8 protein-coding genes are annotated in these 17,411 nt (G+C 45.3%); all 8 read right to left on the reverse strand.

The features are described from left to right. Window positions 1–48: 48 nt before the first annotated feature. Window positions 49–615: a Crp/Fnr family transcriptional regulator gene (locus tag B7P33_RS00840; RefSeq protein ID WP_172435821.1), complete on the reverse strand. Its 567-nt coding sequence runs from the start codon at window positions 613–615 to the stop codon at window positions 49–51. A gap of 80 nt (window positions 616–695) precedes the next feature. Then, entirely contained in the window at window positions 696–1,583 is an 888-nt protein-coding gene (locus tag B7P33_RS00845; RefSeq protein ID WP_097440079.1) for a glycoside hydrolase family 17 protein, read from the reverse strand. 4 nt (window positions 1,584–1,587) lie between these two features. Beyond that, window positions 1,588–3,939: an MFS transporter gene (locus B7P33_RS00850; protein ID WP_097440080.1), complete on the reverse strand. Its 2,352-nt coding sequence runs from the start codon at window positions 3,937–3,939 to the stop codon at window positions 1,588–1,590. Between the two features lie 53 nt (window positions 3,940–3,992). Next, the gene (locus B7P33_RS00855) at window positions 3,993–5,273 is read right to left on the reverse strand and encodes a glycosyl hydrolase family 17 protein (RefSeq protein WP_097440081.1); all 1,281 of its coding nucleotides are present in this window, start codon (window positions 5,271–5,273) and stop codon (window positions 3,993–3,995) included. Window positions 5,274–5,343: 70 nt separating this feature from the next. Then, window positions 5,344–8,796: a hypothetical protein gene (locus tag B7P33_RS00860; RefSeq protein WP_245871581.1), complete on the reverse strand. Its 3,453-nt coding sequence runs from the start codon at window positions 8,794–8,796 to the stop codon at window positions 5,344–5,346. A gap of 260 nt (window positions 8,797–9,056) precedes the next feature. Continuing rightward, the gene (locus tag B7P33_RS00865; protein ID WP_097440082.1) at window positions 9,057–9,893 is read right to left on the reverse strand and encodes a glycoside hydrolase family 16 protein; all 837 of its coding nucleotides are present in this window, start codon (window positions 9,891–9,893) and stop codon (window positions 9,057–9,059) included. Window positions 9,894–9,925: 32 nt separating this feature from the next. After that, complete coding sequence (locus tag B7P33_RS00870) at window positions 9,926–14,059, reverse strand: hypothetical protein (RefSeq protein WP_141402362.1); 4,134 nt, start codon at window positions 14,057–14,059, stop codon at window positions 9,926–9,928. Between the two features lie 10 nt (window positions 14,060–14,069). Further along, window positions 14,070–17,189, reverse strand: a complete 3,120-nt coding sequence (locus tag B7P33_RS00875) for a glycoside hydrolase family 2 TIM barrel-domain containing protein (RefSeq protein WP_097440084.1) — start codon at window positions 17,187–17,189, stop codon at window positions 14,070–14,072. Window positions 17,190–17,411: the final 222 nt, after the last annotated feature.

A 17,411-nucleotide genomic window follows, 5' to 3' on the forward strand; every position in this document is an offset into this window, starting at 1 on the left:
GTATCCTTGAGCTTTCCGGGATTTTTTCGTTACTACTTCTGGTGCCATTTAAGCCTTGCCGGCCCTGATTCTACTCAAGGTTTCTTGGCTAATGCCCAGCATAGAGGCGATGTGCCCCAAGTTTGCGCGTTGGGTTACTTCAGGAAACACATAAGTAAGTAATTCATATTTTTCTTTGGCCGTATACAGAAAATAACCTTTATAAAACTCATCGATATGGGAGGTGGCCTCTTCCATGGTCAAACGCCCAAACCGCTCAAGTTCGGGGTAGGCCAAATACAACTCTTGCCATTGGTCATAAGTCAAAGAACATAAAACGGCATCTTCAATGGCCTCTAAATATTCACTCGAAGGCTCCCTTTGAATATAACTATACCAAGGAATGGCCAAATTACCGTCTAAATAGATCCAATAGGTAATATCTTTTCCCTTTTGATAGAAATAGGTTCGCAAAGTACCTTTTGCCACGAAATACATACGGCGGCAAATTTTACCTTCTTCCAATAGCACGGTACCTTTAGGCACTTCTATTTGTTCGCCAATACGTCTAATTTCCTGTTCTGCCTCAGGGCTTAGGGTGATGTAGGTTTTGATATAATCTATCAGGGGGGTCATGCTTAGGTTTTTAACAAAATTAAGCATAATCATTTCAAACCAAACCTTATCTCAAAAAAACAGGACCAAGAACAAAAGGATTAAAATTTTAACTTGCCACCCATATCCCAAAGTCCCCAGTGGGCCCCGACATCACCTTCGTCCCCAACCTTCCAGGCTTCGTCAAAGGCAGAAAAATAGTAGACCTCTACCTCATCTTCGACACTCCATTTTTGGGTGTTTACAAAATACTTCAGGTAATTGGTAAAACTGGGAAAAGCGCCCTCTAAGGAGGTGCCTTTACTGGGCCAACCCGTTTCGCTTATAATTACCTTTTTCCCGTTTGCGACCCGTTGTGCCTGACGGAACATATCCTTCATATATAACAAGGCATAGTCATGATCACAGCCTTCCCAAAATGGATAACAATTCGCAAAAATCACATCGCATGCCGCTGTAATACGGGGTCGCTCGGTAAACTCGTAATAAGCATCTACGTAACCTACTTGAATATGCGGAATGGCCTCTTTCACCCTATGTATATATTCCAATAAATGATTTTCGGTTAGGTCTCCGCGGTACATGACCTCATTGCCAACGGCCGCCAGATCTACAAAACCTGCCTTGGCCAAGGCTACCAAACCTTCTATTTCGGCTTCGTTTTTCTCTAAATCGGGCCCGAGCCAAGACCCAACCAAGGTTTGTAAGCCCATCTCTTTTGCCAATTCAGGTATATATTCATTGCCCTCAGTACATGAAAACGAGCGAATGGCCTTAGTAAACGGCACTAGGGGCGCCAACCGTTCACGAATGGCCTCTTTATCTAAAACATCTCCTGGTTGCTGACCCATTACATACGGGCTAAAACAGAGACCATGCACTCCATTTTCCAAGGTTTTCCGTGCCAATTCTTGAAGTCCTTCCTCCGAAAGTCCAGCATATTCGTTTCTGGCCAAGGCCAAAAAGCGTTCTTTCCTATTCGATGACATCGCCTTAATATTTTAGTTGTTCGTTACTATCCCACAATCCCCAGCGGGCCCCTACATCACCTTCGTGGTGTACTTTCCACGATTCATCGAAAGAAGAAAAATAGAACAAGGGAACTCCTTCTTCCCTGGCCCACGAATTCACTTGGGCAAAATACCCCATGGCATTGCTATCGGATGGTTGGGCTCCTTGAACGGCATCGCCTTTATTGGGCCAACCGGTCTCGGAAATGATTATAGGTTTCCCTTGGGCCACCTTTTGTATCAGTGCATACATCTGCTGTAAATACATTGCGGCATGATCAATATGACAACCTTCCCAGAAAGGATAACAGTTAATCAAGATCAAATCTGAAGCTTCAACCAAACTTGGACGCTCATATAATTGATAATACGCATCTACATAAGCTACCGGCACATGCGGAACCGCCTCCCTGAACCGAGCCATATAACCCAAGAGTTCAGCTTCGCTTAGTTCTTCACGTAACAATACCTCGTTACCTATCACGGCCACATCTACCAGACCACTTTGGGCCAATTGCACCAAATTTTCCATTTCCTTATCATTGGCTTTCTTATCGTCTCCAATCCAAGCCCCTACCATAGTAGACAGTCCCATTTCCTTGGCAACCTCTGGAATAAATTCGTTACCATCGGTACAAGAGAAAGAACGTACCCAAGAGGTGTGTGGTTTTACCACCTCCATACGACGTCTGATCTGGGTACGGCTTAACAAATCGCCAATATCTTGGCCTTCGGTATATGGGCTAAAACAAATACCGTACATTCCTTTATCGAGATTGTCCACAAACAGGGAGCGTATCTTTTTATCGCTCGCGCCGCTTAAATCAATGTGTGACGCAGGTAATGGCTGGTTCTTATCGAAATCCGTTAAAGTCATCAGCTTGTCGGTCTGGTAGTAAGAGTTTAGTAAACTACCAGATTTCCTTTTGTCCAATACAGCCTTTATTTCCATGGCCTTGGCCTCGGTAAGATCATAATCGCGCATAATCCACATGGCTATCAAGGTACCCATAATGGGAACACCTGAGAAAAATAAACGTAACCCACTTACGGCGCCATCCGGTTGAACGACCGCCTCGGGATCTAAACCAACAAACGAAATAATAAGTCCGCTCAATCCGCCAGCTATGGCGAAACCAAACTTGACCATCCACCAGTATATGGCGCCAAAAATGCCTTCCCTACGTTTTCCACCGTTCATTTCGTCTAGATCACATACATCGGCCGTCATCGACATCATCAGGGTAAACAAACTTCCGATTCCAAAAGAGAAAAACGGTAAAGCGAAAATGAACATATAGGGTTTTCCCGGGATAAATAGGAACCAGAGTAAAATATACCCTAATACCGAAAGACTCTGCGACCACATAAACGCCTTTTTCTTGCCCATTTTCTTTGACATCTTGGCTACTATTGGTATTACGATAAAGGTGGTAATCAAGGCGCCTAAACTGCCAAACAGTGTTGGCCAAATACCCGCAGCTTCGGTATCCCCATTAAATAGATGATAGACTACGATAAAAAAGGAAAAGGCGGAAACCGTATAAAAAGTATTGTAGATAAAGAAGGTGGATATACATAGTTTTCTAAAGGCCTTGATTCGGAACGCTTCTGCGAAGCCCTTGAATATTTCGGAAAAGCTCCCTTTGAGGTTGCCCATGGACAAGGTTGCCATGTTTTTATCATGCAAGGTAGACCTGCCCTTGATGAATATGGCCGGTACCATGGCAAATATCATACAGATAATCCCCACCCAGACGGCCAGGTTTCGCGTGGCCACATCTGCCGATTCGAACCACGAATTATCGTACATGATTACCCAAAACCATGGGGCAACAACCCAGGCCCATTGACCGATCCATTGGGCTATGGCCATGATCTCGGTACGCTCATGAAAGTCGTCGCTCATCTCGTAGCCCATGGCCACATAGGGCACCCCGAATATGGTAATACCCAAATAGAAAACAAAAGACCACAACATAAAATAAACGAAGTTATAGTCGAGTCCGTTTTCCCGATACAACTGCCACATAACCACAAAAGCAACACCCATTAAAATGGCCCCTATAAACACATATTGTCTCCGCCGACCCCACCTGGAACGGGTATTATCGGAAATAAAACCCATTACGGGATCGGTAAAGCAATCGAAAATCCTAGGAAAAAAATAAATTGCGGCCCACATCCAACCCGGAAAACCCAAGTCTTGTACCAATACCACCATAAATATCCCTAATGCGGCCGGGAACATTTGATTGGCCAACATACCGATACCAAAGGCTATTTTGTTGATATAAGGTACTTTTTTACGATTTGCAACGCTTACATTTTCCATGGATCTTGTTTTAGTTGGTTTTCATTTCATTTTTAATAATCCCACTGAAATCTTTACGGTTTTATTCCTTGGGAAGCATAGGGTATTTCGCTGGCATCGAGTACCATTTTTTCTTGCCCATTAAAGGTTTTCCCTATCGGTTTACCACCTCTACCCAATCCGTTAAAAACTGCTGAATCTACTTTAGACCAAAGTGCATATTTAGCTTGGCCATTTACCGTAAACAGACCGAAGTGGTTCTCCGACCCACCTGGATTCACGGCATCTTTCCATGGCTCGTCAAAAGCCTCGAAATAAAAGCAGCTAATTTTTTGTTTTTGGGTCCATGCCCTTACTTTTTTATAGTACAAGGCCTGTTTATACTCGTCCGTGGCCTTTGACCCTTTTAGGCCATAGAAACCGTTAGAGGCGCTGGCCCAGCCGGTCTCACCAATATGTATGGGTTTTTGGGCGCCTACACTTTCCATATAATTTTTAACCTGCTGGTATTGTTGTTGGGCATACACGACCGCCCGATCCATAACCTTTTCTAAGGCTTCTTTTTTATCCTTGGCCAAATCTTCTTTATCCACACCCCAAAAAGCGGGGTTGTAATGGGTGTCGTGCATAGGATAGGTATGCATCGATATAAAATCAACGGCATGCATCAGTTGAGCCAAGGCCGGGACATGGTATTCCGGATCCCCGCCACCCCACGAGGCAAAATTATCGGAGCTGGTAACCCATAGGGTCTTGGGTAGTTTGCCCTGCCTTTTCTGTTCTTGGATATACTGTACCCAATTTAGAACAATCTCGGCCTGTACATAATAACGCTCGGCCCATTTTACCATGGCTTCATTACCTACCGCCAAGACCTTTACGATATGCGGATACTTTTTCGCCAAGGCTATGGCCCTTTCTATCTCTGCCGCATTGGCCTCACTTTCTTGTGAATGGTCTACAGGTTGATCTGTCCACGCATTTTTACAATCGATCCAGGCCCCGAGCATCACGTACATCTCAAAGTCTTTATCTGTTTTCTGAATGGCATCTATCGCTTCTAGCACATGGGCCGCATGGGGTAATTGTACATTGTAGGTGCGCAAAACCCGAATGCCCATGGCATGGAGTATGCGCATATCTTCTATGAGTTGCTCTATTGTAGGCTGTTGACTCCTACTAGCCATACGGTAGCCCCCGTAAGAAATGGCCAAATAATCGGGGTTACCCAAAATTTCGGCAGCGGTTAGTGTTTCTGTTTTCTCTTGCATTCGTTCTTTTCTTGGTGTACCACATGCGCAAACCAATACACCTATTAAGGCCCCGATACATAATTGATTCATCACATGTTTCATCTACTCATTGGCTTTGGTTACTTTCAGGGATATCGCCACCCCTACTATATTACAGACTTAGGTTAACCGCTTACTTTAATCTTATGGCTGCCAAATGCACCTCTAAGGCCTCAATTTTTCCGCTCCGTTTAAATATTTCGGCACTTATTTCTTTAGATAATAGCACCCCTTCCATTTCAGAGGAGGTACCATCACTATTTTTGACAACTATATACTCCCGCTCAGAAACCACATAGGTAATCGGAACTTGGCAATAGGTAAAGCCTAGTCCGTTTTTGGGTATACCAAGCTCGAACGTGTCTGTTGATATAGTGTAAACCGTTTGTATTTGCGATTCAGTATGATATTCCCTTTTGCGTAACAGAAAAGGATCAAAATGAATTTGCCCCTGTCGTACCTGTACGCCCAATTCCCCAAATCGGCTTAAAATATCTTCTTTCACCTGCCCGGTCATACCCGGCTGTTGTGCCCCTCTACCTTTTGGGGTATGGGAATAGGGATCTGTTGGAAAGGCCCCGTATAACTTCGGGGATTTATGTACCCCTATACCATCGTTTATTTCGTAATAATGGTCTAGCAAGCGGCCCATTTCTTGATTACTTGAATGATTTTGATGAGCCATAAGACAATTCTCCATCACGGCCAATTGCAATTTGGAAACCATATGCCAATAAATGGATCCCAAGCCTTCATAGCCATAAAAAGTACCGGAACGCCCCGTAAACGACCGGTGTTGAAAAACTGTTTCGAAAAGTGCTAAAAGCTGCTGCTTTTCCCCTGTGACCAAATCGGAATATTCCGAACCACTTAGATTATCCAATGCTTGTTCCAGATCTTCGGCATTTCGAAAATCGCCATTGAAGTGATGCTGACCCAACACATCGGTATAAGCAATTCGGGCATCTTCATTTATTTGCATGGCCATTAACAAACCGGAAGCCTTAAAGTACTTTTCGGGAATATTGTTTTTGTGTAGAAAACCCGGTAGTTCTTTTTCCGGATAGAGTAAATAGCTGTATTGATCTTCCCTAAACAGTGGACTTTTCCTTAAGGCATCTAAATTGGCAACAACCTCTTGGGTACTCAAATAGCCCGAGCTTAATACGGCCACCTGCCCTTCGAGCATAGGATCTAAATGCGAAATCCTTACACCTCCTTGGGTATCAAAGGTCATAATATTATAGGCATGATAGAGACCGTCTTCCCTTTTGTTCTCCCGTATGGTAAATTCGGTCACTTGAATCGCAATAGACAAAAGATTTTTGAAACGACTGAGGTCGAAGGCCCGTTTTTCACCCGAAAATCCATGGGTATAAATTTGATTTCTAAAGGTACTTGCAGCCGACCCCAATTGATCTAGGATACTACGCTTGCATTGGGCATCACAGGTGACATCCAAACTTTGCGCATGTGTTTCCAAGGTTTCAAAAACAGTTTCAAAGAAGGGAAGTATTTCTTTAGATACATTAACCGATTTATCGGTTTCGTTTTGAAGCAATGTATCGAAAAACGCTACAAAACGCCTTAGATAACATAATGTGACCATTGATACCCCATTACCGACCAACGCATTATTGGCATCGTTCCATTCAGGACGCTGGGTATTCATCCAAATGCCGGTACTAGGCACCAAATTGGCAAGTTTCGCCAAAGTCGTAGCCAGTATTTTTTCAATAAAATTGGCTGTATGAATGGTATTATTAGTATCTCTCAACAAAGCGCCATCTGCACCTAGTTCCTTTTTCCTTTTTTGGATAAGGGCATGTTGTTCTTCGTCAAATATGATGGTATCCCGAGGATTGGATACTATAGCCTCATAAGGTTTAATACGGTAAGGCACTTGGGCATACACAAAGAAATCGGCATCGAAAAGTGTTGCTATACGGCCCGGATAATGCGCCTCTAACTGCTCAAGTAGCTTAAGCAAGTAAATAATCTGATGATCTCCCCAATACCCAATATAAGACCACGGATCGTCTGGCTCTATGATTTCATAATCGAAGCCATCTTTGGTCAATCTATATGGGTTGTACCCATCAAAAGTGGTCGCATTTAAAAACTTATGGATCATGGGTTCTATAAACCCCGGATATGAACCCGCCAATGCTTCCCAATTTTGAAAAATGTCGCGCCAGTTCCCTTCATAGTCCAGCACTTTCTGCCCTGCATCGTTTTGTATATTAATGGTAAACTTATTCCAAGGTCGACTGGGATCGCCATGTCTTCTACTAAATTTCAAAGGGAGGTATTCGAAACATAATCGTTTTAAATCGCTTTGCCCATTTTTCGATGCCCACTTATGTAACCACTGAATGTTAAACAAAGGAGGTAACTCGGCTAGCAATATGGCCTTAGCTTGGGCCGAAACCATCGCATTGGCCTTGACCAAATAGTTTTCAAAATCGCTTTTATCTACATTATAGCCATCGTCAAAAATACCTCCTCGCATAATATTGAAAAGTGTATTGGCATAATGCCGGGTATCGCGTTGTGGATCGGCCGTAAACTGAAAGGCATCGGAGGCGGCACATAGGCGTTTTAAGTTCTCGGTACCTTGGGCTACATCTTCCCTAACCGACCGGATAAGTTTTTCTGGGTCTTGAAGTCCGAATCGCAATTTTGCTATATCGGCATGGTTCTGATTAACATCACATACCAGCTCCCATTCTTTTTGTGTTCCAGGTTCTAAACGGCATGCCTCGCGAAGAAAATACGCCCCACGTTCACCTTTTATGTCCGATTCTGGTCGTAATGCCCTACCCTCTCGAAAATCTTGAAGTTGCAGTGACGATAACAATACGCCCCCCCCGGAGAGTCCATAAGACCAAACACTTGTTGTTTTTAACGCTTCGCTAGGTTCTGCCTTATCAACGATGATGGCGCTTAAACTAAAAATAGCCAAATGGGGGGCTAAAATCTCGCTGCGTTTATAGGCATCTACTAAATTACTTACCGTGTTCTGCATTTGCTGCCCTACCCCAGATGGCATGATATTCTGTAGGCCGTCTAATAGTGTAATCTGCCGGGCAGACTCCCCAAGATTCTCGATTTGTGCCTTACGCACAAAACCATATTTTTTTGAACTCGACCAATAATATGAAAAACGGAGCTTTAGGTCGTGGTTTATTTCTTCGAAACCTACAATATTACCGTACTTACTTTTGTAGAGATTGCGCTGTATGTCCATGGAATGGCCCATACCAGAAAAAGGCTCCCATAAAGCCGTGCCTCTAGGGCTCTTTACTTTTACGATCGTTTTACTTCCGGTATGTTCTACCGATTCAGTTATCTTATCGTCGGTATAATATGGAAAAAGGGCCTGATCGGCGTGTTTCCTACCCGCACTGATACCTCCATTACTCGAAATAAACAACCAATGATCCGTATCACTAACTACACTCATAAAAAATGGGCGCATTCGATCTACATGGGAAATCCGTAAAAACTCCCCCTCAGGGTTAACTATGTTATCTAGACGAGGGTCTTGTTCTCCCCCCTTATTTTGGGATGCTTCTGTTACCATAAAAAAATCAGTTATTATTCTCCAGACGTGCCCTTAGCACTTAATACCCTATGCCCCATCGCCATATCTTTTTACGCCTTTCCATTCAAAGATTGAACACCATAAGTTATTCAGTACCTAGTACTCAAAAATTCGATTTAGCGAATAGGCCAAACTTGATAATTTCGCCTACCTCATCGAAAAGAGGATAGTGCTGAACTTAAAGGACATTTCCTAAATGACTCAAAGCCCTTACATACCGGACAATGGACATATAATTTTTATTGTACTTCTTTAAAAACCCTGACGTAATCTACCGTCATTTGTTGGGGAAAACGGGTGCCCTCTGGACTCGGAAAGCCCACAAAAGTACCGCCAACCGCTACATTGAGGATCAAGAAAAACGGATGGTCGTACACCCACTCTCCACTCACTGTTTCCGGGCTTACCCTATGATATAAGCGGTCGTCTACAAAGAACTCTATAAAATCGGCACCCCATTCTACAGCGAAAACATGGAATTCGGTATCGAACCTTGCGTTTTCCAAACTGAACGAATCGGTAATGGCCGCCCCGGCTGAATATCCAGGCCCGTGTACGGACCCATGAATTTTGCTAGGTTCTTGCCCACGTAGTTCCATTATGTCAATTTCACCACATTGTGGCCAACCTACGGTTTCAATATCATTACCTAGCATCCAAACCGCAGGCCATAGACCAGGCCCATAGGGTGTTTTTAAGCGTGCTTCAAATCGGCCATAGGCCTGGTCAAAGATGCCTTCGGTCTTAATACGGGCCGAGGTAAAGGGCGCTCCCTCATAAGTCTCGGCTATAGCCGTGATCACCAGATTACCTTTTCCGTCCAAGGAAACATTTTCGGGCCTATCGGTATAGTATTGCAATTCTTGATTTCCCCATCCGTTTTGCCCAGTTCCTATGTCATACGTCCATTTAGAAGCGTCGGGCAAGGCACCGGCATTGCCATCGAAAGCATCTTCCCAAACTAATTGATATTCTCGGGATGATGGCCCATTGGCATTGTCGTCTGTACATGACCAAAGGATAGGGAGCACCAATCCGAAAAGGAGTACATAGTTTTTATTAAAGATTTGTCGCATCGCTCTATGTTTTATTTGAACCTAAAGGCCCATTAATTTTTGTAGAAATAAACATTGTCTAAATAGACATCAAAGGGGTCGGTATTGGCACTACCATCGCCATTAAACTGACCATCGAACTTCAGTTGGAAAACAGAATCCCAGGTCATGCCCGTGAAGTCTCCAATTGGCAGATCTACACTATTCCAAGCCCCTGGGGTAAGGGGTACGCTGACCAATACTTCGCCCGCACCCGTACCATTGTTAATTGGACTTACCTTTACCTGGCGGTCGGTACCGGCTGGCACCCATATATCGACATGTAAAAACTGCATACTTGCCGCATTCTGCGCATTGCCCGAGAAGTCGGTGCCCTGGTAATTAAAGTTCGGATAGGCCAAGGCCAAGTTGCCATCGCCCGGATCAAATGCCGTATTTACCTGCATATGGCCCGATTGCCCCCAGTTGGGATCGTAATCGACACCCGTGATATTGGTATAGGCCTCGCCGAAAATTGAGATCACATCAGCAGCGTCGCGTACTGGTGGGGCCGGGGCCGATGTGGTCGGGGCCGTACTGGGTGCCGAAGGCTCTTTATAGAAATATACATTATCGAGATAAATATCGAACGGATCGGTATTGGCACTACCATCGCCATTAAACTGACCATCGAACTTCAGTTGGAAAACAGAATCCCAGGTCATGCCCGTGAAGTCTCCAATTGGCAGATCTACACTATTCCAAGCCCCTGGGGTAAGGGGTACGCTGACCAATACTTCGCCCGCACCCGTACCATTGTTAATTGGACTTACCTTTACCTGGCGGTCGGTACCGGCTGGCACCCATATATCGACATGTAAAAACTGCATAGTTGCGGCATTCTGCGCATTACCCGAGAAGTCGGTGCCCTGGTAATTAAAGCTCGGATAGGCCAAGGCCAAGTTGCCATCGCCCGGATCAAATGCCGTATTTACCTGCATATGGCCCGATTGCCCCCAGTTGGGATCGTAATCGATACCCGTGATATTGGTATAGGCCTCCCCGAAAATTGAGATCACATCAGCAGCGTCGCGTACTGGTGGGGCCGGGGCCGATGTGGTCGGGGCCGTACTGGGCGCCGAAGGCTCTTTATAGAAATACACATTATCGAGATAAATATCGAACGGATCCGTATTGGCACTGCCATCACCATTGAACTGGCCATCGAACTTCAGTTGAACCACTGAATCCCAAGTCATGCCTGTAAAGTCGGCCATGGGTAGATCAACACTGTTCCAAGCCCCGGGGGTCAGGGGTACACTGACCAGTACTTCGCCCTCACCCGTTCCGTTGTTAATCGGACTTACCTTTACCTGTCGGTCGGTACCTGCGGGCACCCAAATATCGACATGCAAGAACTCCATTTCGGAGGCGTTCTGCGCATTGCCCGAAAAGTCGGTACCTTGGTAATTAAAGCTCGGATAGGCCAAGGCCAAGTTGCCATCGCCCGGATCAAATGCAGTATTTACCTGCATATGGCCCGATTGCCCCCAATTGGGATCGTAATCGATACCCGTGATATTAGTATAGGCCTCGCCGAAAATTGAGATAACATCGGCGGCATCTCGTGCCAGCGGCTCCGGGGCCGAAGTGGTCGGGGCCGCACTGGGCGCCGAAGGCTCTTTATAGAAATATACATTATCGAGATACATGTCGAACGGATCCGTATTGGCACTGCCATCACCATTGAACTGGCCATCGAATTTTAGTTGCACCACTGAATCCCAAGTCATGCCTGTAAAATCTGCGATAGGCAGATCCACACTATTCCAAGACCCAGGGATCAAAGGTACACTGACCAATACTTCGCCCTCACCTGTTCCGTTATTAATCGGACTCACCTTTACCTGGCGGTCGGTACCTGCGGGCACCCAAATATCGACATGTAAGAACTCCATTTCGGAGGCGTTCTGCGCATTGCCCGAGAAGTCGGTGCCCTGGTAATTAAAGCTCGGATAGGCCAAGGCCAGGTTACCATCGCCCGAATCAAAAGCCGTATTTACCTGCATATGGCCCGATTGCCCCCAGTTGGGATCATAATCGATACCCGTAATATTGGTATAGGCCTCACCAAAAATTGAGATAACATCTGCGGCATCGCGCGCTGGTGGCTCCGGGGCTGAAGTGGTCGGGGCACTACCCCCTGCCCCATTAGATTTGCTAAAGTACAGATTGTCTATATACACTTCGCCCGCATCTAACAGATCGATTACCACTTGCTGTATATTCGAATTGGCGGCCAAGCCGGCAGCTTGTAGTTGATCCATGGTCAAATCTATGGCCAACCATTGACCTTGTGCCATGGCCGGAGTGGCATTGGCATCGATTCGAATCAAGGCCTCAGAGGTGATATCGGGTGCTATATTGACCACCTTTAACAAGAAGGCCGTATTTTCATTAACCGGATTCGGGAACCATAAATCGACATGGAAATCGGTCAGTTCCATGGCTGTGGCATCAATCTGATTTTCGGCCCCCAATTCAATCACTTGAAAGTTACCGCCCGGATTATCGGACTGTTTGTAGTTCAAGGTAGCATTATCGGCCACAGGAATTTCAGCAAAAGTAGCCGCACCATATTGGTTGAAACCTTGATTGGGTACATCGGTATAGGCATCGCTGAAAATAGAAACTACCTGTGCCGCATCTAAAGTAGGGGTCGGGGCCGCTGTGGTCGGGGGTATGGGTTGTGGCCCTCCGCCGCCTGTACCTTGGTCGTTGTACAAGTATAAATTGTCTACATAAAAACCACTTGGCCGTGGTGAGGTATCGCCTTCGGCATCAAATACGATCTGCCCTAAGGTAGCCTTATTGGCCATATCCCTTATATCCATATCAACCGAAATCCACTGCTCGCTTACCAAAGCAGGGTCTGAGGCCGTGGTGAGCAATTGAGAAGCTATGGTGTCGTCTCCTCCATCAAAATTGCCATCGGCCCCAAAATCGCGCAGATTCACTCGCCAAGTAGCATTAGGATCCAAGGCTTCAGGTATATAGATGTCTACATGCAAATGGGTCATTTCGGTAGCATCTATGGTGGGGACTTCTTTATTGAATTCAATACCCACAAAATTGTAGTTGATATAATTTAAGACATGGTCTCCATCAACGGTAAAGTCTGCCGATACGGTGGTTTGGAACGGGGCATAATACCCATTATAAAAATCGACGGGTACATTGGTATAGGCATCACTGAAAATAGAAATAACATCGTCGGCTACTTTATCAGGAAGTGGGGCTGGCTCAAATTCCCTAACCTGAAGGGTTAACGAACCCATGGCCGCTACATCGCCCATAGAAGCCGTGATTACAGCCTCACCTTGGGCCAAAATGCGAACGGTGGAAACTTGGGTGGTTTCATCTACAACCACTTGCGCCACTTGCGGATTAGAAGAAGCAAGTGTAAAAAATGCCGGCGCGGCATTTACGGCCTGACTAACCCCATTGGGAAGACTAAAACTAACCCCCAAACCGGAAACGGGCACCTCTTGGCCTACAAAAACCGTTGATGTTACCTCTTCACCATTTTGGATATAGGCCTGTACCTGCCCTATGGTTCCCGAATTTTCGAATCGTAATTCATCTATCCAGAAGCTATAACCTTTCCCATTATCAGGGGTATCTACAAAATAGAACATTCCTTCCTCCATGGTCAATCGGGCGGGGTCGGGTAATAAAATGTAATATTTTGTCCAAGCCGTACTAAAGGCTACATCGGTAATTGAGGTGCGGTACATTTGGGTATCGGTAAGACCAAAACCCAATTCTTGTATTATGGCACCTTGAGAGGCCTTGCCCCAAAAGCTCAATACATTGTAACCGCTTAGATTGCGACCAGTCTTATCAAAAAATATACCTCCGGCATAACCACTCTCGGGATCCCCTTGGTTGGGTATATCGAATCGCATGGCACTATCGGATTTATCATAGGTCACCTCTTCATCTAGTTGAAAGGCAGTAACTTTTGAGTCGCCGAAAGCGGTATAATCCAATCCGGGACTAAAGCCATCGGTAAACACTGCCGCCGTATCGGGCAAACTGGCCGGAAAGGCGTCGCTATCGTCTGGTTCGCATCCCATAAATACGGCCAAAGCCAATACGAGTAAAACCAGGGCTATCACATATGTGGATATATTCAATTTCTTCATGGCTTTTTCTTTACTTTCCAATGTTAATATGAATGTAGGTGCGTATCTCCCATTCCTCGCCTTGGCCAAAACCTTGGTCGAGTGCCCCTTGGTATAAGTATCTTGGGGAGTATTGATCTAGGGAACGCCAAGTATAGCGTATACCTAAGCGGGTGTTGGGCAAAATAAACCAATCGGGCTTACCTACCGTTGTCGATAAATCGGCAGTTAGCTGTAAGGGAAAGGTTAGGTTAAAATCGCGATGGTAATCAAAAGGTCCCCAATCGTCTACCTTGACCGCCCCTATAAACTTCATCTTTTTATAAATGGCCCTGAGATCGGTACCGTATCGCGTAATGGTTCGGTTAATAGCATCACCAGGGTCGGTACCCCAGGCATTGGGTTGTGCCGTACCGGTGTAAAAATTAATGATAAACCCAAAATCGCGGGTAAGTTTTGAGACTACCCTGCCGTGCAACTCCCACAAATCTTCGGCCGGAGGAGCCAAAGGGAACGCTATGGGGTTACGACCCGTATCGTCGAAACCAATAGCCGCATCTTGACTGGTGGGTAAATGCCTGTAGACGAACCCAAGACTTGCCGCAAAGGTGGCATCTTCGGTATAATCGTTATCCCATTCGTAGAACCAAGTGGCCGGAGTAGGATCGAAAGTGAGTAATATCTCCCCGGCTACGGTTTCCCTATTGGCCCTAACGGCAAAAGGATCGTCTATAATATTCCGTTTACGAATGGGTGCATCGAAGGGTATAGGGTCTACCAATGGTTTTTGCCATAGAAAATTAGGTGCTATTTGCAAATTGCCGACCGAATAGGTAAACCCGGTCAGGAAATTGTATTGATTTCCACTACCGCTATCTTTTAAACGCCAACCCGTAAAGGTCTTGGTCTGATCCGCACCACCAAAAGCAACCAAACCAATGGCGGCAGCCTGGCCATACCAATTGAACTTACCCCCTGAATAGGAAATTTTCACTTTTCCTCCCCAGGTATCACTAGATTCTACCACGTCGGTTAGCTCGGTATAGGAACCATCGGTGTTCTGCCTAACAATACTATACTCGCGACCCACTAAAGGCTCGCCCCCCCAAATGCCCCCTACCTCTAGGGCCAAATCGCCAAATTCACGTTTGGCATGTAAGGTAAGTCTTCGGGTTTTAGGTTGCGGTATTGCTATGGAAGTTTGAGCCTGTTCGGCATCGTCTACATCTTCGTGATATATACCGGTTAGATCTATTTTCGCCAGAGCAGTACTATACTTGACCAAAAATGCCGGGTTGGCCCCCCACCATAATTCAGGGCCCGCAGCGATTTTTAAACCTGACAGTGATTTTTTACCCTCAAATTCAAACCCAAAAGGTGCTTCCCCGTTATACAGGTCGAGATTAGGCCCGTAATTGGCCTCGGGATACAAACCGAAAAAATCGCCTTCGTAGCCCCAATGGTAATGCCCGGTTCTATAAAACCCCTTGAAATTAAAATCTTGATGCTGCCATTCGAATTCCGATTGGTACACCTGTACCCGATTTAGATCGGTTAGTGCCAAATCGCCATTATCGGTTTCAACGGTACGGGTACGCCCCCGGTTTTCATAGAAAATCTCGTTAATCGGATTGGTAGCTACATTACCCAAAATATTGAAACTAACATTGGCATTAAAACCTTCGGTAGGCGAAGCCTCTACATCTACGTAGTAAGACTCCATATGATCGAAGCCCTGCTTATTGGGAAAAGTGGTTTCGTTGTTTGGATCGGCATCTTCCGGTGTTGTAATTAGGTTGCCACCGGTGGTAAAAGTGGTAAACTCTGCCCGTAGGCCGCCTATACGTATCGCACTCGATTTTTCACTGACCATGGCGGCCTTATCGCCCCGAGCCTGTATTACGGCATCGATCAATTCTATTTCGGCAAATTCAGAGTCCAAAGTCTCCATTCGCATAGTATAGGCGAACGGGTCTATATCGTGTACCTCCTTTAAGGCATAATAGGCCGCCCTCGGATACAACTCATAATACCCATGGGCATCGGTCTGGCCTTTGGCACAAATACCGAACCACTCTTCGTTCATATTGTTCTGGCCTTCTTTATGGTCAAAAGTATAGCCTCCATTGGCCCATGAGGCATTGGTGTCGTGTACATCTAAATTCTTGGTTTGACCATATTTCCACCAGCCATCACTGAATTGAAAGGTAAACCCTCCCAAAGAGTTCTGAGACTTACCCAGCCCAGCGGCATTGGCGTATATCTCTTTCCAGTTGCCCACCATATAATGGGCTTGGGCCATTTGATCTTCTTTATTGGTTAGTGCATTAAAGGCATCGGAGCCAAACTCGGTAAAAAGAATAGGTTTACCATATTCGTTCTTTACCCGTTCAAAAGCATCGCCAAAGGAAATACCCCTATACATATTGGTCCCAAAAACATCTACATCTGGGCATTCTTGGGCAATGATATCCAAAAACAAGAGGTCGCCATTACACAGGGCTATCGGATGCCCCGTATCGATGGCCTTCATGGCGATGGCCGCTTCGTTGAACAATTTGTACATGGCCCTTGCCCTTTCGGTCGATTTACGATCTTGAATTGGAATATCTTCTGTTTCCGCACCTTCCCAGAAAAGACCGTAATTGTTTTCGTTACCTAATAAAAAGAGTAACAACCCACGGGTATTTTTATAGGTTTTGGCAAGTTGTGTCGTTTCCTTTAACAATAACTGCTTTACCCGGGGGTCGGCATATTCGGTATTGGCCATCCAAGTGCCATCTATTGTTAAACCGTAACGACCGAAGGAATGGTTAAGCATGGTGTAAATACCATAATTATCGTAGATATAGGTTATCCATTTCGGGGGTACCCCAGTGTATTGCCTAATGGCATTTACCCCCATATTACGCAATAAGGCCATTTCGTTGTCCAGCGCATTTTTAATAAAGGCATCGGACTGTTTCCATAAACTGTAGTTGTAATTGGTACCTATGGGAAAATAATCCCAATTCATACCATTTACCATAAAAGGCCGGCCTTCTACCAAAAGAGCGGTTCCCCTTTGATCGTTGACCAAGCTTACCTTAGATGATTGTGCCCCTACCGAAATGCCCAGTAACAAACACAAGATGATAATGCTGTTCTTCATTAGTACGATTTTTTTGGATTCGAGCCCAACAATCGCACTACCCTAGTTTTTCTTATGAATAAACCAACCAGCAGTGGATTATTAGGTTTGGTTCAAATTAGCCCTACTGAATAAAGATTCCGCATTTTTCGCCTTTACAAAAAACATACATCACAACAAAAGTTATAGTTTTTCACCTAGTATGCAATAATAGCAGCCGTTAGCCGTCAGAAACACATCGGG

Source organism: Sediminicola luteus, from assembly GCF_002514735.1.
Taxonomy (GTDB): domain Bacteria; phylum Bacteroidota; class Bacteroidia; order Flavobacteriales; family Flavobacteriaceae; genus HQA918.

What these genes read in the sequence shown, in the direction of transcription:
- B7P33_RS00840 (WP_172435821.1), bottom strand. Translation starts at nt 615, where the DNA reads ATGACCCCCCTGATAGATTATATCAAAACCTACATCACCCTAAGCCCT.
- B7P33_RS00845 (WP_097440079.1), bottom strand. Translation starts at nt 1,583, where the DNA reads ATGTCATCGAATAGGAAAGAACGCTTTTTGGCCTTGGCCAGAAACGAA.
- B7P33_RS00850 (WP_097440080.1), bottom strand. Translation starts at nt 3,939, where the DNA reads ATGGAAAATGTAAGCGTTGCAAATCGTAAAAAAGTACCTTATATCAAC.
- B7P33_RS00855 (WP_097440081.1), bottom strand. Translation starts at nt 5,273, where the DNA reads ATGAAACATGTGATGAATCAATTATGTATCGGGGCCTTAATAGGTGTA.
- B7P33_RS00860 (WP_245871581.1), bottom strand. Translation starts at nt 8,796, where the DNA reads ATGGTAACAGAAGCATCCCAAAATAAGGGGGGAGAACAAGACCCTCGT.
- B7P33_RS00865 (WP_097440082.1), bottom strand. Translation starts at nt 9,893, where the DNA reads ATGCGACAAATCTTTAATAAAAACTATGTACTCCTTTTCGGATTGGTG.
- B7P33_RS00870 (WP_141402362.1), bottom strand. Translation starts at nt 14,059, where the DNA reads ATGAAGAAATTGAATATATCCACATATGTGATAGCCCTGGTTTTACTC.
- B7P33_RS00875 (WP_097440084.1), bottom strand. Translation starts at nt 17,189, where the DNA reads ATGAAGAACAGCATTATCATCTTGTGTTTGTTACTGGGCATTTCGGTA.